The following is a 17,839-nucleotide window of genomic DNA, read 5'->3' on the forward strand; positions in this document are numbered from 1 at the left end:
GGGTTTGGTTTGCTAATTTTACAATACAAAAGTGAGGATTATGTCAAAAAGAATAAAAAAGATTGGTGTACTAACTTCGGGTGGTGATTCACCGGGAATGAATGCCGCCATTCGTTCAGTAGTACGCGCCTGTGCCTATTACAATGTAGATTGTATGGGTATTTACAGAGGATATCAAGGAATGATTGAAGGTGACTTCAAAGAAATGGGGCCCCGTTCAGTTCATAACATTGTGAATAAAGGAGGAACTATTTTAAAATCTGCCCGTTCCAAAGAATTCATGACGCCCGAGGGAAGAGCCAAAGCGTTTGAGAATTTAAAAGAAGCAGGTATTGAAGCTTTAGTGGTTATTGGTGGTGACGGTTCATTTACAGGAGCTGAAATTTTCAACCGCGAATACCATGTTCCCGTAATCGGAATTCCAGGTACCATTGATAATGATATTTACGGTACGAGCCATACTTTGGGTTATGATACCGCTTTAAATACCGTGGTTGAAGTGATAGACAAAATTCGCGATACTGCGAGTTCTCATAACCGTTTGTTCTTTGTGGAAGTGATGGGCCGTGATGCCGGACATATCGCTTTGAATACCGGAATCGGTGCGGGAGCAGAAGAAATCTTAATTCCAGAAGAAGATTTGGGATTGGAACGTTTGTTAGAATCCTTACGCCGCAGTAAACTTTCAGGAAAATCTTCCAGTATTGTTGTGGTTGCAGAAGGGGATAAAATTGGTAAAAACGTATTCGAATTGAAAGATTATGTCGAACAAAATTTACCCGAGTACGATGTTCGCGTATCCGTTTTAGGACATATGCAACGCGGGGGTTCTCCTTCTTGTTTTGACCGTGTTTTGGCTTCTCGTTTAGGGGTTAAAGCCGTGGAATCCTTGTTGGAAGGTAAATCCAATTATATGGTAGGTTTAATGAATGATAAAGTAAACCTTACACCATTAGAACAAGCAATTAAAGGTCATACTGAAATCGATTTGGAATTACTTCGCGTTTCAGATATCATGACTACTTAATAAATTATAAACTAAAAAAATCTAGAAAAAATGTCTAAAGTAAAATTAGGAATTAACGGTTTTGGTCGTATTGGTAGAATCGTTTTCAGAGAAACCTATAATAGAGACAACGTAGAAGTAGTAGCCATCAACGACTTGTTGGATGTGGATCATTTGGCCTACTTATTAAAATATGATTCGGTTCACGGACGTTTCAACGGAAAAGTAGAAGTGAAAGAAGGTAAATTGTATGTAAATGACAAACACATTCGTGTGACTGCTGAAAAAGATCCAGCTGTTATTCAATGGGATGCAGTAGGAGTTGATGTTGTTGCAGAATGTACCGGTATTTTCACCACTGTTGATTCGGCTCAAGCACATATTAAAGGGGGCGCTAAAAAAGTAATTATTTCTGCTCCTTCAGCCGATGCACCAATGTTTGTAATGGGTGTAAATCATAATGAAGTTAAACCTACCGACTTGATTGTATCGAATGCTTCATGTACAACCAACTGTTTAGCACCATTAGCCAAAGTAATCAATGATCATTTTGGAATTGTGGAAGGATTAATGACAACCGTTCATGCTTCCACTTCAACACAAATGGTAGCCGACGGACCTTCACGTAAAGATTGGCGTGGTGGTCGTGCAGCTAGCGTAAACATTATCCCATCTTCAACTGGTGCGGCTAAAGCAGTAGGAAAAGTAATTCCTTCTTTAAATGGAAAATTAACAGGAATGTCTTTCCGTGTGCCAACAGTAGATGTATCAGTAGTGGATTTGACTGTGAAATTGGCAAAAGAAACAACCTATGAAGAAATCATGGCTGTTTTGAAAAATGCTTCAGAAAATGAAATGAAAGGTATTCTTGGCTTTACTGAAGACGATGTGGTTTCACAAGATTTCGTGGGCGATTCTCGCACTTCAATTGTAGATGCTAAAGCAGGTATCGGATTAACATCGACTTTCTTCAAATTAGTTTCTTGGTATGATAATGAATACGGCTATTCAAGCAAATTAATTGACTTGTCTGTTCATATTGCCAATTTATAAAACCTATTAAAAAATCCCGTGTTGAGACCAATCAATGCGGGATTTTTTGTTCGCTAACCAAACCAAATTGTATGAAATTATTAGTAGATAGTGGGTCAACCAAAGCCGATTGGATTGCTATTGATGAGAATGGTAAAGTACTTTTCACCACGCAATCGTTAGGTTTAAATCCGGAAGTGCTCGATAAAGAAGAAATTATCGCACGTTTGGATGATAAATTTGATATTTCCCACAATAAAGATAAAGCAACGCATTTGTTCTTTTATGGCGCCGGTTGTGGAACCGACCGCATGAAAAATTTCTTGACTGAAGTTTTTGAAGATTATTTCTCCAAGGCCGCTGTTGTTGTTCATGAAGATACCTATGCCGCGGTGTATGCCACTACACCCAAAGATGAAGAAGCTATCGTTTGTATTTTAGGAACAGGTTCTAATTGCAGTTATTTTGACGGAAAAGTGTTGCATCAAAAAGTACAATCGCTCGGCTACATCGCCATGGATGATTGTTCGGGTAACCGTTTTGGACGTCATTTGATTCGCGGGTATTATTTCAATAAAATGCCCAAAGATTTGGCCTTAGAATTTGAAGAAGAATACAATGTAGACCCTGATTACATCAAGCATAATTTGTATAAAGAACCCAATCCGAATGCGTATTTGGCAACCTTTGCAAAATTTTTAATCAAACACAAAGACACGGAATTCTGCAAACAATATATCGAAATGGAAATGGTGGATTTTGTAGAAAATTACATCATGCAGTTCGAAAATTGTAAAGAAATCCCGGTACATTTCGTAGGTTCAATTGCTTTTTATTTAAAAGATGAATTGACCACAATATTAAATCGTTACGGCATTACAATTGGCAATGTATTGCGTCGACCTATCGACGGTTTGATTGCCTACCATGTTTTAAACAAATAATTAAACCGACAACACAACAACGTACAACCCCGAGAAATCGGGGTTTTTTATTGTAAATTTGTAAAAAAGTATTCAATGGAAATTGCAATTATAGCGCACGACGGTAAAAAAGCGGACATGGTTCAATTTTTAAATAAAAATAAAGTAACCTTGAGTCAGGACGAAATTAAAATTATCGCTACGGGAACAACAGGAGGAAAAGCAGAAGCTGCGGGGTTTAAGGTGAAACGATACCTTTCAGGTCCGTTGGGTGGCGATGCACAAATTGCCGCTCGAGTTGCTGAAGGGAAAACCAAAATGGTCTTGTTTTTTAAAGACCCAGGTTCGAGTCATCCCCATGATGCCGATATTAATATGCTGATCAGAATTTGTGATGTGCACAATGTACCGTTGGCGACCAACGAAGCCACGGCTCAATTGTTATTGGATGCCATAAAAAAACCGTGAATTACTTCACGGCGATCATCGAAATTTCAACATTGACATTTTTAGGCAGGCAAGCCACCTGAACCGTTTCACGAGCTGGAGCGGTTTTTTCGTCAAAATAACTGCCGTAAACAGTGTTTATTCGGGCAAAATCACCCATATTCATGATGAAGATGGTGGTTTTAACGACATGCTCAAATCCCATTCCAGCCGCTTCTAAAACTGCTTTCATGTTTTCCATAACTTGTTTCGTTTCGGTTTCAATATCATTTAGTACCAATTCGCCACTTTCAGGATGTAACGCAATTTGACCCGAAGTGTATAAAGTATTCCCAATTAATACGGCTTGATTATAAGGTCCGATTGGTGCCGGCGCTTTTTCTGTAAAAATAATTTGTTTCATATTAACGTAAAGTTCGGTCAGGTTGTGAATTTTTATCCCATTTAATATCGCTCAACATTCCGGATTTAATCCCGATAAAGAATCCCCAATACGGGTTTAAACCAAACGGACTCCAATTGAAATTCATGCTCCAACTGTCCAAATCGCGGTTGATGCGTAATTGCGTAAACGTGACGCCTTTGTTTTGGAAATCGTACCCTGTTGAAGCTCCTAAAGTCCATTTGGATGTTAGCGTCGTATTGGCAGAAATCATCAATGAATTTCCGGTTATTTTATTTTCACCCAAAGCATTAGAATAGGTGAGGGCATAGGCTAAATTGATGTCCCATGGTATAATAGCGTTATAAAATCCGGCAAACGTATCTTTTTCCTCTTCGTTTTCATCCGTTCGATTCGGTTCTTTATTGGAACCGAAAAGGTCATCATTGCGACCGCCGTTGCGTAAACCTTGGGTGTTTTCATTCTGATTGCCATCACCGGCACTATTAAATGAATAATTGAGGGTTATATTGGCGCTGGTCATGCGAAGGAATCCGCCGTCATTCCAAACATATTTGTCAATCTTTTTTTTGTCACTATTTAAAACATAAGGGTCAAAAACAGCAGCAAAATTCACATTCATTTTTTGTTTGAATAATGCGGTCCCTCCTGACATTCGGAAGGCATCCAACTTAAATCCATCGGCGGCAAAATTATAGCGTGTGCCAAAGGTTAAATTGTTCAATAAAAAGATTTTTTTCAATTCAGTTTTCGTAGAATCTTTGTCCTTTACTTTGGCTTCCAAAACATTCACTAAAGAAAAATCCAAGGCATTGGCTAATGCACTCGTTGGGGCACCATAAATACCACTTTCAAAACGGGAATAACGCAATACTGTCCCCGCGGCATCTGACGTATAATTTTGATAATATTGATTAAATCCAGGAGTGTAATTGTGGGTTAATGTAGGTCGCATGGTATGACGAATGGACTGCAAACGCCCTTTTCCTTTAAATTTAAAAGTTCCGTAAATAGATGTTCCCACCGAATTGCTGATGGAATAGGTACGGAAAGCATCAAAGCCATTGACCGTTGAAGAGACTACCGCACCAGCCGCTGCATCATAATCTTTACGAATGGTTTTATTCACCCACACTTCGTTATAATTCAACGAACTGGTGAAACTAAAATATTGGAATACTTTAAAGTTGGTCGACAAGGGAAGCGTATGCTGCATTCCCATTTGTCCGTTTTTAAACATTTCCGATTTAAAAAAGATGTCTTCTTTTACATTGTATTGGTTTCTACCATTGACATTGTATTGGAAGTTAATGTTTTGAATGAACCCTTTTTTGATGCCACTTTTTGGTGCAAACGGATACACACGGTCCATACTCGCTTGTAAAGTAGGTAGGGTCAAACTGATCATCTGACTCTGGTTGTTTTGTGTATGGTTGGCCGAAGTGGTGAAATTAATTTGCGGTACCGTTTTAAATGTTTTGGAAAAGGTCACCGACGAACTCAAGGTATTGTTTAACTGGGATCCTAAGTTGGCTAAGTTTAATGATTGTTGGAAATACTTACTACTTCCTAAATTCACAGAAGCCGAGAATCGTGAATTGGGATTGGATTTAGGATCTTTGGAATGATTCCATTGAATATTGTAAATGTTTTGCTTGGCATAACCTGGAAATCCGCGTTCACCTGTAATTTGATTTTCAAAACGAAGACTGAAAGCGCCGGTAAAATGGTATCGACTACCGTAATTGGTTTCTGCGCGTAAAGCATAACTACCATTCGTATAATAATCGCCTAAAAGGGCCAAGTCATAATGATCGCTCAATGCAAAATAATATCCCCCGTTTTGTAAAAAGAACCCTCGGGAATTACTTTGTCCGTAGGCCGGAATGATGATTCCTGATCGCGCTTTTGTGGTGATAGGGAAAAAAGCAAACGGAACCGCAATAGGCGTAGGTACATTGTAGATGTACATGTTGGTGAATCCGGCTACGACTTTTTTACCGGGCACAAATTTCATTTTTCGAACCAAAAAATAGTATTCTGGATCTTCTAAGTTTGCAGAAGTTGTAACCCGAGCCCCTTTCATGTAATAGGTGGAATCGTTTTCTTTTTTGGTTTTTTCCGCATTAATATACATCTCCTGTTGCTTGGTGCGGGAATTCCAAACCAATGCTTTTTTGGTTTTAAAATTAAATCGAATGGAATCCGGTTCAATCACATTGCCGCCTTGTTTGAAAACGGGATATTGAATGAAATTTCCAGCAGTATCCTTTAAACGCCCGGCGTAGACTTCATTTTTTTTATAATCAAAAACAATGATGCCAGCTTTTAATTCATAATCTTGGTATTTCAACACCGCTTCATCCATCAAGGTGATGATTTGCTTTTTTTGATCGAATTTCGCATAAGATTTCCCGAAATATTCGACTTTGCTCTCAAGATATTTCTTCTTTTTTAAAATCGTATCGGTTGAAATAACAGTGGCGTTTTTTACGTTAGAAGTAGGTGCGGTATTCGTTTCTTTTTGACCATAAAGTACTGCGTTTCCTTTTGTTAGAAACACTATGGATAAAACGATATAAAATAACTTTGTGCGCAAACGGATTAATACTATTTTTGTAAAAATATGGCCTGATTTTTGACGGGCAAACTTACATATAATTTCGTCAAAAATAGAGAATAATTAATTTTATACTTGTTGGGTTTTAATTAAAATTAACGTTTAAATACCATGAATCAACGCATTAGCACGATAATCACCTGTTTTTTTGTTCTACTCTTTTCATTGTCAATGGCTTGGAGTCAAAATGGAAAATTTAAAGTCGCACTCGATGCTGGACATGGCGATCACGACTTTGGAGCGGTTTACAACGGACATATTGAAAAAAACATCAATTTGGCCATTGTTTTGAAAGTGGGCAAATTGTTGGAAAAGCACAACAACATTGATGTGATTTATACGCGTAAAACTGATGTTTTCGTGGATTTGATCGAAAGAGCCAACATTGCCAACCGTGCAGATGCCAATATTTTTGTGTCTGTGCATTGCAATGCAAACAAGAATACAGCTGCGGATGGTACTGAAACTTATGTAATGGGTATGTCCAAAAACGCTTCTAATCTTGAAGCGGCTAAACGAGAAAATGCTGTAATCACGATGGAGAAAGATTACAAGCAAAAATACGAAGGCTTTGATCCTAAAAAGCCAGAATCCATGTTGGGAATGACCATTATGCAAGAGGAATTCTTAGAGAATAGCATTGCTTTAGCTGCTAAAATTCAGGATAATTTTGTCAAATTGCTAGGAAAGAAAAGTCGTGGTGGCGGCGTAAAACAAGCACCATATATGGTTTTGCACAAAGCCTACATGCCCCGTGTTTTGATTGAAACGGGATTTGTTTCCAATCCAGTTGAAGGTGCGCGTTTGGATTCAGAAGAAGGGCAAAGTGAAATTGCTGAAGCGATTTACAAAGCGATTTTGAGTTATAAAAAAGATAATTTTGACGGGGAAGATGCCGCTTCAGACAATGTAAAACCTTCTCAACGAGTAGAAGAAGTAATTGTGAATACACCCGTAAAAAAGGATTCAGTCGTTAAGAAAACAGAGCCCAAAAAAGTTCTTGTGGAAAATGAAAAACCTACCAAAGGGGTGGTTTTCAAAATTCAAATTTCGGCGAGTGCCAAAAAATTAGAAACTACACCTTCCAATTTCAAAGGGCTTAAATCCATTTCGATGACGCAAACGCCAGCGGGTCTTTATAAATATATGTACGGCGAAACAGCCAATTATGAAGAAGCGAAACGTTTGTTGACAGAAGCCAAAAGCAAAGGATACAACCAGGCTTTTATAATTGCTTTTAAAGACGGAAAGAGTGTTTCGGTTCAAGAAGCTTTAAAATAAAAAGTGTAACTTTGCCATCAAAAATTCTTTGTTTTGAAACTAACCCGCGAATTAAAATCAGCCGTACTTGTCATTGCTTCAATTGCTTTATTTATTTGGGGCTATAGCTTTTTGAAAGGAAGAGACTTGCTCAGCAACCACAAAACGGTTTATGTAGTTTATAATAATGTTGAAGGACTTGAAAAATCAGCTCCTGTGACCATAAACGGTTTAACCATTGGAAAAGTGAATGCCATTACTATAGATAATGAGACCGCAAAAATTCGGGTGGAACTACAATTGACTACTGATTTTCCAATAAAGTCTTCCAGCAAAGCTGAAATTTATGCACCGAGTCCGATTGGCGGTAAACAAATTGCTATTTTACCTGGAACTACCGGTCAAGAAGTGGAAGATGGTGCGACCTTAACTGCTTCAGAAAAATTAGGATTGACCGATGAATTAGCCCGTCAAATCGAACCGTTAAAAGATAAGATTGTTAAGTTGTTAGACAATGCCAATACGATGTTGGAAAACTTCAATCAGGTATTGGATGCTAACAGTAAAGCGCACTTAAGAAGTAGTTTGGCGAATTTAGATGCGACCATCGCCACATTTAAAGAAACGGGCGAACAAGCCAATACACTTTTAGCCGATAATCAGAAAAAGATTGGAAATACCCTTACCAATGCTGAAAAAACGTCGGCCAATTTTGCAAAAATTTCCAATGATTTGGCACAGTCCAATTTGAAGGAAACAGTAGCAACCCTTGATCAGACATTAATTAGTGTTCAAAAAATTATGAGTGACATAGAATCAGGCAAAGGTTCGATGGGTAAACTCATGAAAGACGATCAATTATATACTAATTTTACCAAAACTTCTAAAGAACTCGAACTGTTGTTACAGGATTTACGATTGAATCCGACACGCTATGTGAATGTTTCATTGTTTGGTAAAAAAAATAAGCCCTATGTGGCTCCCGTAAACGATTCGAATAATAAAAAGTAAGTGAGATGAGCTTTTTAGTCAATATTTTCTTCGCGATTATACTAACCCTTGGATTTGGTTATTTTGCAATCAATGTAAAAAAGTTAGTGCGTAACATCAACATGGGACGCGATGTAAATCGTTCCGATAATTCAAGTGCCCGCTGGAACAATATGTTGATGGTGGCCTTAGGACAATCCAAAATGGTGAAGCGTCCTGTGGCCGGATTCATGCATATTTTAATCTATGTGGGTTTTGTGATTATCAATTTAGAATTGCTAGAAATCATTATTGACGGATTGTTTGGTACCCATCGTGTATTTGCATTCTTGGGCGGATTCTATAGTTTCTTGATTGGTTCTTTCGAAATTTTAGCGGTTTTAGTTCTTGTAGCGGTTGTTGTCTTTTGGGCGCGCCGTAATGTGTTGAAATTGGGTCGTTTTGCTAATCCTGATTTAAATGGCAAACCCCGCAAAGACGCCAATTATATTTTATATTTCGAGATTGTTTTAATGTCGTTGTTCTTGTTGATGAATGCCGCTGATTTTTGGTTGCAACAAGCCGGTGTTGAACATTATATTCAAGCGGGTTCTTTTCCAATCAGTCATTTTATTAGTCCGGTTTTCAATGGTTTGAATGAAGGAACGGTGGTGATGTTGGAGCGCACCTTTTGGTGGATGCATATTGTTGGGATTTTGATTTTCTTGAACTATTTATATTATTCCAAACATTTGCATATTCTTTTAGCATTTCCAAATACCTATTATGCAGATTTGAATGCTAAAGGGAAAATTGACAATTTGGAAAGTGTAACCAAAGAAGTCCAATTGATGATGGATCCCAATGCCGATCCCTTTGCGGCTCCTGCACCAGGTGCTGATGAAGCGCCGGCTAAATTTGGAGCAAGTGATGTTATGGATTTGAATTGGGTTCAATTATTGAATGCTTACACCTGCACCGAATGTGGTCGTTGTACATCTTCTTGTCCGGCAAATCAAACAGGTAAGAAATTATCTCCCCGAAAAATCATGATGGATACACGTGATCGATTGGAAGAAGTGGGAAGAAACTTGGATGCCAACAAAGGTGTTTTTGTGCCTGATAATAAAAGTTTGTTGAACGATTACATTACACAAGAAGAGTTGTGGGCCTGTACTTCTTGCAACGCTTGTGTGGAAGAGTGTCCGGTAAATATCAGTCCGTTGTCCATTATTATGGATATGCGCCGTTATTTAGTGATGGAGCAAAGTGCGGCACCTCAATCGTTGAATGCCATGATGACCAATATTGAAAACAACGGTGCGCCTTGGCAATACAATCAGATGGATCGTTTAAACTGGAAAAGTGAGTAAGTCGATGCTTAGCATCAAAAAATAATGATAATTTCCATTATGTGAGGGCTTGGGAATTGTCAAATGAAAGTGAAATTTTTAACGCAAAAAATTAAAAAATGAAAGCGGAAGACATTGAAAAGTCTTTGCAGTCCATTACAGAAAACGGACAGCATTTAAGCCCTATTTTACCGGAAGGTATAAAGAATTATTTAATTGATATCGACGGTACCATTTGCGACGATATTCCGAATGAAGAGCCGGAGCGTATGCTAACCGCAGAAGTCTATCCGGATGCTTTGATCACATTGAACAAATGGTATGAAGAAGGTCATGTGATTTTTTTCTTTACCTCGCGCACCGAAGCACATCGTGAGTATACGGAAACCTGGCTGAAAAAACACGGTTTCAAATACCACGGAATTTTGTTTGGCAAACCGCGTGGAGGAAATTACCACTGGATTGATAACCACTTGGTAAAAGCGACACGTTACCGTGGAAAATTTACCGATTTAATTGAAAAAGAAGTGACCATCCAAGTTTTTGACGATGGGAAACACGAATAAATAAGACATAAAACAAGGTGATATGGCAGAAAATTTAATTGTGCCTACAATGGCTGAAATGTTGGCGCAAGGTCAACAGCCTGAAGTATTGTTCTGGGTAGGTTGTGCAGGAAGTTTCGACGACCGTGCTAAGCGCATTACAAAAGCATTTGTCAAAATTTTGAACAATGCCAATGTGTCGTTTGCGGTATTAGGAACGGAAGAATCGTGTACAGGTGATCCCGCAAAACGTGCAGGGAATGAATTTTTGTTTCAAATGCAAGCCATGATGAACATTCAGGTTTTGAATGCCTACGAAGCAAAAAAAATCGTAACTGCCTGTCCCCATTGTTTTAATACGCTTAAAAATGAATATCCTGAATTGGGCGGTCACTATCAAGTAGTGCACCATACCCAGTTTTTAAAGGAATTGTTGGATAACGGCCGCCTAAAAATTGAAGGCGGTACCTACAAAGGAAAACGCATCACTTTCCACGATCCTTGTTACTTAGGTCGGGCCAACTCCGTGTACGAAGCGCCTCGTGATTTGATTCAAAAATTGGATGCCGAATTGGTAGAAATGAAACGCTCCAAGGCGAACGGTTTATGTTGTGGAGCAGGTGGTGCACAAATGTTTAAAGAACCTGAAGCGGGGAATAAAGACATTAATATCGAGCGCACCGATGATGCTTTGGAAACAAAACCCGAAGTCATTGCCGCTGGTTGTCCCTTCTGTAACACCATGTTAACTGATGGAGTAAAACACAACCACAAAGAAGCCGATATCAAAGTTTTAGATATCGCCGAATTAATTGCTAACGCACAAGATTTATAACATGAAAAAAACAATTACACTATTATTTTTAGGGGCCGGTTTATGGTCCAATGCACAAACATCTCCGATGGATCTTGTAGCGAAAGAAACTTGTGAATGTGTTACTCAGAAAAAAGCCGAGGGTAAAATCGCAAAAGAAGAACTTACTTTAACAGTAGGCTTGTGTTTATTATCGAGTTATGAGAAATACAAAGATAAATTCCCGAAGGAGGAACAAATCAGCATGACAGATGAAAATGCAGCTGAAAAATTAGGAGAAAAAGTAGCGATGAAAATGGTGACTTATTGTCCAGAAACTATTTTGGAAATAGGAATGATGAGTCGTGATGAAGAAAATGCTGAAGCTGAAGCGGAACCTGAATATGAAACTATTGAAGGTACAATTACGGCAATTGAAGTGAAACAATTTGTGACCATTAAAATGAAAGATAAAAATGGGAAACAAGTTCAGTTTTTATTGTTGGATTATTTTGAAACCGCAAGTGTATACACCGATGGTAAACTAAAAGTGAATGACAAAGTAGCAATCAGTTATGGTGATGTCGAGTTGTATGATCCTGTTCAAAAAGAATTTAGAACGTATAAAGTCATTACCGCTTTAAAGAAAAACTAATACCATGTTTGTACCTTTTGATACCCTTCCCGAAGATTCTCGTATTTGGATTTATCAATCCAATCGCAAACTATCGGATGAGGAAGTTGCTGATATAGAAACCGCAACGCAAGCTTTTTTAATGAATTGGGCCGCTCACGGAACTCCACTAGAAGCCTCCTTTTTAGTGATGTACAATCGATTCATTATTTTGGCGGTTAATCAAGAAGTACAAGCGGTTACGGGTTGTTCCATCGATGCTTCTGTAGTTTTTATACAACAATTGGAACAACAATACAATATTGATTTATTGGATAAAATGAACGTGACTTTCCGTCAAGGTGATTTCATTACCCATAAAACGTTGTTGGATTTTAAAAAAATGGTGAAAGAAAAATCGGTTTCTTCCAATACTATTGTTTTTAATAATCTCGTTAATACCATTGAAGAATGGAAAGAATCTTGGGAAGTTCCTGCCGCTGATAGTTGGCATTCTCGTTTCTTTTAAAATTTAAAAATGGTAAAATACATAAAATATAGTGCATTTTTAGGAGTGGTTTTGTTTGCAGTCAATTGTAGTACTGTACACAAAACCACTACAAATTCTTCGTCAAAATCGATTCAAAAGCCAAAAGTGTTGGGCGACGATGATGATGTATACCTTCCTGTCGCAAAATCGGATCGTAAAACCTTTTTCAAGGATACCGACAAAGAGGAGCATTGGGTGGATAGTGTGTACAATCAAATGTCACTCAAAGAAAAAATTGGGCAATTGTTTATGGTTGCTGCCTATTCCAACAAAGACAGTGCGCACATTGCCTCCATTGACAAACTCATCAAAGAAGAACAAATTGGTGGATTGATCTTTTTTCAGGGCGGACCCAACCGCCAAGTTCGATTAACCAATCGTTTTCAATCACTTTCCAAATTACCGTTATTTATCGGAATTGATGCCGAATGGGGATTGAATATGCGCTTGGATTCTACCTATAAATACCCATGGAATTCGACGCTTGGTGCGGTCAAAGATTTGAAACTAATCGAAGAAGTGGGCAAGCAAATGGCACTAGAAACCAAACGTATAGGGTGTCATTTTAATTTTGTTCCCGTTTTAGATATTAATACCAATCCCAAAAACCCGATTATTGGTCATCGTTCGTTTGGGGAAGAAAAACATAATGTTACCGATCATGCCATTGCTTTAATGAAAGGCGTACAAAGTAATGGCGTATTTTGTACTGGGAAACATTTTCCCGGTCATGGTGATACTTCCACGGATTCTCATTATGCCTTACCGCAATTGCTTTTTGATAAAGAACGCCTAGAAAAAGTAGAGTTGTATCCTTACAAACGCATGTTTGATGAAGGGTTAGTTTCTGTAATGGTAGCGCATTTGAATATTCCAAGTCTCGAACACCGCGAAGGTTGGCCCACATCCGTTTCGCACAGTGTGGTGACCAATTTGCTTCAAGAAGAATTGGGGTTTGACGGACTCATTTTTACCGATGCTTTAAATATGAAAGGCGCCAGTAAGTTTATGGCTCCGGGAGAATTGGATTTAGAGGCCTTTTTGGCGGGAAATGACATTTTATTATTCCCTGAAAATGTGCCTTTGGCGAGTGAAAAAATAAGTACAGCCTATGCAAATGGATTGATTACAGAAGATCGTTTGGCCCATTCGGTAAAAAAAATATTGCATTACAAATACAAAGTAGGATTGCATCAGTACCGTCCTGTAGATGAAAAAAACATCTCAGATGCTATGTTTACTACGTTTAAAGATGCTTTGCATTATCAAGTCTATGAGAACGCCATCACCTTAGTTAAAAACAATGATGAAATCTTGCCAATAAAAGATTTACGTCAAAAAATTGCCTATGTGAAAATAGGTGATGATGTGAATTCTAGTTTTGTTTCTACATTAAAAAAATACACAGAGATTACGGAAGTAAATGAATCGAATTTGGATTCTTTGGATGTTTGTTTAAAGAACTATGATCTCGTCATTTTAGGATACCACAAATCCGATCGTGCTTGGAAAAAACATGATTTGTCGGACAATGAATTGGCGTTAATTGCAAAAATTGCTAAAAACCATAAAGTGATTTTGGATGGTTTTGTGAAACCGTATGCGCTTTCGGCGATTCCATCTTTTGAAGATATTGAAGCGGTTTTGGTTTCGTATCAAAATAGTGATATTGCGCAAATTGTCTCTGCTGAGATTCTTTTTGGTGCGGTCGAACCCAAAGGCAAATTGCCGGTTACCATCAATGAAGAATTTCATGAAGGTCACGGATTTAATTTTGAAAAATTGAACCGACTCGGATTCACAGCTCCAGAGAATGTGGGGATGAGTCCGAAAACCTTAAGTCGGATTGACCAAATCGCACAAAAAGCGATTGATGGCGGAATGACACCCGGAATTCAAGTTTTGGTGGCCCGCCGTGGAAAAGTGATTTATCAAAAATCATTTGGGTACCAAACCTATGAGAAGCAGTCAAAAATTCAAAATACAGATTTGTATGATGTGGCTTCGGTGACCAAAATGATCGGCACATTGCCCGTTGTAATGCAAGATTTTGATCAAGGAAATGTCAATTTGGATTCTAAATTAGGGGAGATGTTGCCTGTTTTTAAAGGAACAGATAAGCAAGATATTACGTTTAAAGAATTGTTGTCGCATTACGCACGACTCCAAGCCTGGATTCCATTTTATAAAAAAACAGTGGACGCTTCCAACTGTCCCAAACCGGAGTATTACAGTTGGGGACAAAAGTCGGGCTTTACCACACAAGTGGCCGAAAATTTATACTTGCGCGATGATTATAAAGATTCCATTTTTAGTCAGATCGTCAACAGTAAATTATTGGATAAAAAAGAATACAAATACAGCGATTTTACCTTTATAATTTTAAAAGAATATCTCGAGAAAAAACTGGGTAAGCCGTTGGATGAGTTGGTCAACCAACGATTTTATCAATCGATGGGGATGAACAATACTTCTTTTCATCCGTTGAAATTCAGAGAGGCATCTACAGTTGTTCCTACCGAAATCGATTCGTACTTTAGAAATGTTTGGATTCGTGGATATGTACACGATATGGCCGCTGCGATGATGGGTGGCGTGGGTGGACATGCCGGAATTTTCTCCAATAGCATGGATGTCGCGAAAATGATGCAACTGTTTTTGCAAAAAGGAAACTATGGCGGCATTCAGTATTTCAAACCCGAGACGTTTACGACATTTAATACATGTTATTATTGTGGCGAAGGAAATCGCAGAGGACTTGGTTTTGATAAGCCACAATTAGGCAAAGAAGGTCCCACTTGTGGTTGCGTTTCCATGAGTAGTTTTGGGCATACCGGATTTACCGGTACGATGGCTTGGGCAGATCCAGAGACTGAAATTGTATATGTTTTTCTTTCGAACCGAACCTTCCCTGATTCGAATTTACCCAATAAATTGTCCAAAGAAAACATCCGTGAAGACATCCAAAAGGTGATTCAAGAAGCCATTTTGGACCGATAGTTATTTTTTTGTTAAGATAAAATACAACTGCATTTTTCCGTAAATTCGTTAACTCATACTTGAAAAATTTCAATTTCAGCAATGATTTGTGTTTCAATTGGTTGTTGGATTTAACCCTTGAAAATTGAAGTGTGTTTCGAAAAAAACTATGAAAATAGCAATTGTTTGTTATCCCACATTTGGTGGAAGCGGTGTTGTCGCAACAGAATTGGGGTTAGAATTAGCCCATCGCGGACATGAAGTTCACTTTATAACGTACCGTCAACCCGTTCGTTTGGCACTATTGAATTCCAATGTGCATTACCATGAAGTGAATGTACCCGAATATCCTCTTTTTCATTACCAACCCTATGAATTGGCGTTGTCGAGTAAGTTAGTCGACATGGTCAAACTCTATAAAATTGAGGTATTGCATGTGCATTATGCCATTCCTCATGCGTATGCGGGTTATATGGCTAAACAAATGTTGAAAGAGCAAGGAATCGATATTCCAATGGTCACGACTTTGCACGGGACCGATATCACTTTGGTGGGCAATCATCCCAATTATAAAACTGCGGTGAGTTTTAGCATCAATCATTCGGATGTGGTTACTGCAGTTTCACAAGATTTGAAAGAGGAAACCTACCGACTTTTTGATATCAACAAAGAAATTCATGTCATTCCCAATTTTATCGAATTGGAAAAGAGTCGGAATGAATCCCATATTGATTGCCAACGTTCGGTAATGGCACAAAAGGAAGAGCGAATTATCACTCACATTAGTAATTTTAGAAAGGTGAAACGAATTCCAGATGTCGTGAAAATCTTTTATAAGATTCAACAAAAAATCCCCGCTAAGTTAATGATGGTTGGAGACGGCCCTGAACGAGTCAAAGCCGAGTATTTATGTGAAGAATTAGGAATTTCCGATAAAGTGATTTTCTTTGGAAACAGTAATGAAATTGATAGCATATTAGCCTATTCCGATTTGTTTTTATTGCCTTCAGAAACAGAAAGTTTTGGATTGGCTGCCTTGGAAGCAATGGCTTGGAGTGTTCCTGTAATTTCCAGTAATTCTGGGGGCTTACCTGAAGTAAATGAAGAAGGTGTTTCGGGATATTTGGCCAATGTAGGCGATATTGATACGATGGCGAATCGAGCGATTGCTATCTTAGACAATAATGAAACTTTAGCTGCGTTTAAGGAAAATGCGTTGACGGTGGCTAAGAAATTTGACATTGCACAAATTCTACCCCAATACGAAAGTTTATACCAAAATGCTTTAAAATCCTAACCATGAAAAAAGTTGTATTCAGTTGTTTTTCCTTCTTGTTGCTCGCATGTTCGTCCGTAAAGCCACCCGAGTCGAGTTATACGTCTTATGATGTATTATTTAGCAGAGAACAAGATGGCGGACGGTTTCAATTTTATGAAATCATCACCGAGGAAAGTGAATACAAAATGCTTTTGAATGATCCTATTATAAGTCCGTATTTGAAAAAGGAAGATATTCAAACCTGCAATTTTATATTGGTCAATTTAGGCGAAAAACCAACTGGAGGTTGGACGATTAAAGTCGAACGTGTTAAAGTACTCAAAGATAAAGTAGAGGTTGTGATTAAAGAAATTCCCCCCAAAGGAATGGCAACTACCGCTATGACAACTCCTAATTTTGTAATCAAAATAAAAAGTAAGAAACCTATAGAAATAATAAATCCCGGTAGTTAGCCGGGATTTTTTTTGTATTCATTCAAAATTTAGAATCGGTAACGAATTCCGAGAGCGAGATCAGGACCAAAACCATTATCTCTGAAGCTGTCTGAATTGGAATAAATTTCAGGACGGAAATCTAAAGAGAGTTGTAGGGGAATATCAAAATTATATTCAATACCAATATCTCCCGCTGCAAAAACAAAAGTTCCGTTGTCAGAAACTCCATTTTTACTGTAGCTCCAGCTACCTAAACCACCACCGACACCGGCATACCAATTGAAACCGCCATCAATATTCCATACCCATTGGTATAAACCAGCCAATTTAAACGCATCGACATCATTGCTGTTGCGCCATCCCAAATCGAATTCTAAACGATTGGATTTTGATAAGCCACGTTGGTACGAGATTTCGCCACCGAAACCATCATTATCTCCTATACGTAGTCCGAGGGCATTTTTAGAAATGTCTTGTGCTTGTGCAAAAAAAGCACATCCTAAAAACGATAGTGTTACAATTAGTTTTTTCATACGAATTAATTTAAGGTTTAAAGATTTTCAAGTTTATTTACTTTACAAATGTAGAACGATACTTAAATGGAATTGTTATATAATTTTACAATTGAATTATA

17 protein-coding genes are annotated in these 17,839 nt (G+C 38.1%); 14 read left to right on the plus strand and 3 right to left on the minus strand.

All coding sequences use genetic code 11. The features are described from left to right. Nucleotides 1–40 precede the first annotated feature (40 nt). The 4 genes from pfkA (at nucleotide 41) to EQG61_RS06640 (ending at nucleotide 3,429) form a co-directional block, all read left to right on the plus strand. Complete coding sequence (pfkA, locus tag EQG61_RS06625; protein ID WP_129461129.1) at nucleotides 41–1,027, plus strand: 6-phosphofructokinase; 987 nt, start codon at nucleotides 41–43, stop codon at nucleotides 1,025–1,027. A gap of 30 nt (nucleotides 1,028–1,057) precedes the next feature. Further along, a complete protein-coding gene (gene gap / locus EQG61_RS06630) occupies nucleotides 1,058–2,059 on the plus strand; it encodes a type I glyceraldehyde-3-phosphate dehydrogenase (RefSeq protein ID WP_129461130.1) in 1,002 nt (333 codons plus the stop codon). Nucleotides 2,060–2,130: 71 nt separating this feature from the next. Further along, nucleotides 2,131–2,982 (plus strand): N-acetylglucosamine kinase, encoded by an 852-nt coding sequence (locus EQG61_RS06635; protein WP_129461131.1) that lies wholly within the window; start codon nucleotides 2,131–2,133, stop codon nucleotides 2,980–2,982. Between the two features lie 75 nt (nucleotides 2,983–3,057). Continuing rightward, a complete protein-coding gene (locus EQG61_RS06640; protein ID WP_129461132.1) occupies nucleotides 3,058–3,429 on the plus strand; it encodes a methylglyoxal synthase in 372 nt (123 codons plus the stop codon). A 1-nt stretch (nucleotide 3,430) separates the two neighbouring features. On the opposite strand, the gene EQG61_RS06645 is transcribed toward EQG61_RS06640, so the two are convergent. Together EQG61_RS06645 and EQG61_RS06650 are read right to left on the minus strand one after the other, a co-directional pair. Continuing rightward, on the minus strand, nucleotides 3,431–3,811 hold the full coding sequence (locus tag EQG61_RS06645; protein ID WP_129461133.1) for a RidA family protein: 381 nt from the start codon (nucleotides 3,809–3,811) through the stop codon (nucleotides 3,431–3,433). A gap of 1 nt (nucleotide 3,812) precedes the next feature. Next, nucleotides 3,813–6,410, minus strand: a complete 2,598-nt coding sequence (locus EQG61_RS06650; RefSeq protein ID WP_235829038.1) for a putative LPS assembly protein LptD — start codon at nucleotides 6,408–6,410, stop codon at nucleotides 3,813–3,815. A gap of 132 nt (nucleotides 6,411–6,542) precedes the next feature. On the opposite strand from EQG61_RS06650, the gene EQG61_RS06655 reads away from it, so the two are divergent. From EQG61_RS06655 to EQG61_RS06700, 10 genes are all read left to right on the plus strand, one after another. Then, nucleotides 6,543–7,712, plus strand: coding sequence for an N-acetylmuramoyl-L-alanine amidase family protein (locus tag EQG61_RS06655; protein WP_129461135.1), 1,170 nt, complete (start codon nucleotides 6,543–6,545; stop codon nucleotides 7,710–7,712). A 33-nt stretch (nucleotides 7,713–7,745) separates the two neighbouring features. Further along, nucleotides 7,746–8,702, plus strand: a complete 957-nt coding sequence (locus tag EQG61_RS06660; RefSeq protein ID WP_129461136.1) for an MlaD family protein — start codon at nucleotides 7,746–7,748, stop codon at nucleotides 8,700–8,702. Nucleotides 8,703–8,707: 5 nt separating this feature from the next. After that, entirely contained in the window at nucleotides 8,708–10,033 is a 1,326-nt protein-coding gene (locus EQG61_RS06665) for a (Fe-S)-binding protein (RefSeq protein ID WP_129461137.1), read from the plus strand. 98 nt (nucleotides 10,034–10,131) lie between these two features. Beyond that, a complete protein-coding gene (locus EQG61_RS06670) occupies nucleotides 10,132–10,578 on the plus strand; it encodes an LNS2 domain-containing protein (protein WP_129461138.1) in 447 nt (148 codons plus the stop codon). Between the two features lie 22 nt (nucleotides 10,579–10,600). Beyond that, nucleotides 10,601–11,392: a (Fe-S)-binding protein gene (locus EQG61_RS06675; protein ID WP_129461139.1), complete on the plus strand. Its 792-nt coding sequence runs from the start codon at nucleotides 10,601–10,603 to the stop codon at nucleotides 11,390–11,392. 1 nt (nucleotide 11,393) lies between these two features. Further along, nucleotides 11,394–12,005: a hypothetical protein gene (locus EQG61_RS06680; protein ID WP_129461140.1), complete on the plus strand. Its 612-nt coding sequence runs from the start codon at nucleotides 11,394–11,396 to the stop codon at nucleotides 12,003–12,005. Between the two features lie 4 nt (nucleotides 12,006–12,009). Next, nucleotides 12,010–12,492: an ABC transporter ATPase gene (locus EQG61_RS06685; RefSeq protein WP_129461141.1), complete on the plus strand. Its 483-nt coding sequence runs from the start codon at nucleotides 12,010–12,012 to the stop codon at nucleotides 12,490–12,492. Between the two features lie 9 nt (nucleotides 12,493–12,501). After that, complete coding sequence (locus EQG61_RS06690; RefSeq protein ID WP_129461142.1) at nucleotides 12,502–15,513, plus strand: glycoside hydrolase family 3 N-terminal domain-containing protein; 3,012 nt, start codon at nucleotides 12,502–12,504, stop codon at nucleotides 15,511–15,513. A 148-nt stretch (nucleotides 15,514–15,661) separates the two neighbouring features. Then, nucleotides 15,662–16,789, plus strand: coding sequence for an N-acetyl-alpha-D-glucosaminyl L-malate synthase BshA (gene bshA, locus EQG61_RS06695; protein ID WP_129461143.1), 1,128 nt, complete (start codon nucleotides 15,662–15,664; stop codon nucleotides 16,787–16,789). A gap of 2 nt (nucleotides 16,790–16,791) precedes the next feature. Beyond that, on the plus strand, nucleotides 16,792–17,223 hold the full coding sequence (locus EQG61_RS06700) for a protease complex subunit PrcB family protein (protein ID WP_129461144.1): 432 nt from the start codon (nucleotides 16,792–16,794) through the stop codon (nucleotides 17,221–17,223). Nucleotides 17,224–17,252: 29 nt separating this feature from the next. Here the strand turns inward: EQG61_RS06700 and EQG61_RS06705 are convergent, their stop codons facing one another. Next, nucleotides 17,253–17,738, minus strand: a complete 486-nt coding sequence (locus tag EQG61_RS06705; RefSeq protein WP_129461145.1) for a porin family protein — start codon at nucleotides 17,736–17,738, stop codon at nucleotides 17,253–17,255. Nucleotides 17,739–17,839: the final 101 nt, after the last annotated feature.

The sequence above is a fragment of the Flavobacterium stagni genome, from assembly GCF_004122105.1.
Taxonomy (GTDB): domain Bacteria; phylum Bacteroidota; class Bacteroidia; order Flavobacteriales; family Flavobacteriaceae; genus Flavobacterium; species Flavobacterium stagni.

Excerpts from the sequence above, each read along its gene's own strand:
- pfkA (WP_129461129.1), top strand. The coding sequence starts at position 41 with ATGTCAAAAAGAATAAAAAAGATTGGTGTACTAACTTCGGGTGGTGAT.
- gap (WP_129461130.1), top strand. The coding sequence starts at position 1,058 with ATGTCTAAAGTAAAATTAGGAATTAACGGTTTTGGTCGTATTGGTAGA.
- EQG61_RS06635 (WP_129461131.1), top strand. The coding sequence starts at position 2,131 with ATGAAATTATTAGTAGATAGTGGGTCAACCAAAGCCGATTGGATTGCT.
- EQG61_RS06640 (WP_129461132.1), top strand. The coding sequence starts at position 3,058 with ATGGAAATTGCAATTATAGCGCACGACGGTAAAAAAGCGGACATGGTT.
- EQG61_RS06645 (WP_129461133.1), bottom strand. The coding sequence starts at position 3,811 with ATGAAACAAATTATTTTTACAGAAAAAGCGCCGGCACCAATCGGACCT.
- EQG61_RS06655 (WP_129461135.1), top strand. The coding sequence starts at position 6,543 with ATGAATCAACGCATTAGCACGATAATCACCTGTTTTTTTGTTCTACTC.
- EQG61_RS06665 (WP_129461137.1), top strand. The coding sequence starts at position 8,708 with ATGAGCTTTTTAGTCAATATTTTCTTCGCGATTATACTAACCCTTGGA.
- EQG61_RS06670 (WP_129461138.1), top strand. The coding sequence starts at position 10,132 with ATGAAAGCGGAAGACATTGAAAAGTCTTTGCAGTCCATTACAGAAAAC.
- EQG61_RS06675 (WP_129461139.1), top strand. The coding sequence starts at position 10,601 with ATGGCAGAAAATTTAATTGTGCCTACAATGGCTGAAATGTTGGCGCAA.
- EQG61_RS06680 (WP_129461140.1), top strand. The coding sequence starts at position 11,394 with ATGAAAAAAACAATTACACTATTATTTTTAGGGGCCGGTTTATGGTCC.
- EQG61_RS06685 (WP_129461141.1), top strand. The coding sequence starts at position 12,010 with ATGTTTGTACCTTTTGATACCCTTCCCGAAGATTCTCGTATTTGGATT.
- EQG61_RS06690 (WP_129461142.1), top strand. The coding sequence starts at position 12,502 with ATGGTAAAATACATAAAATATAGTGCATTTTTAGGAGTGGTTTTGTTT.
- bshA (WP_129461143.1), top strand. The coding sequence starts at position 15,662 with ATGAAAATAGCAATTGTTTGTTATCCCACATTTGGTGGAAGCGGTGTT.
- EQG61_RS06700 (WP_129461144.1), top strand. The coding sequence starts at position 16,792 with ATGAAAAAAGTTGTATTCAGTTGTTTTTCCTTCTTGTTGCTCGCATGT.
- EQG61_RS06705 (WP_129461145.1), bottom strand. The coding sequence starts at position 17,738 with ATGAAAAAACTAATTGTAACACTATCGTTTTTAGGATGTGCTTTTTTT.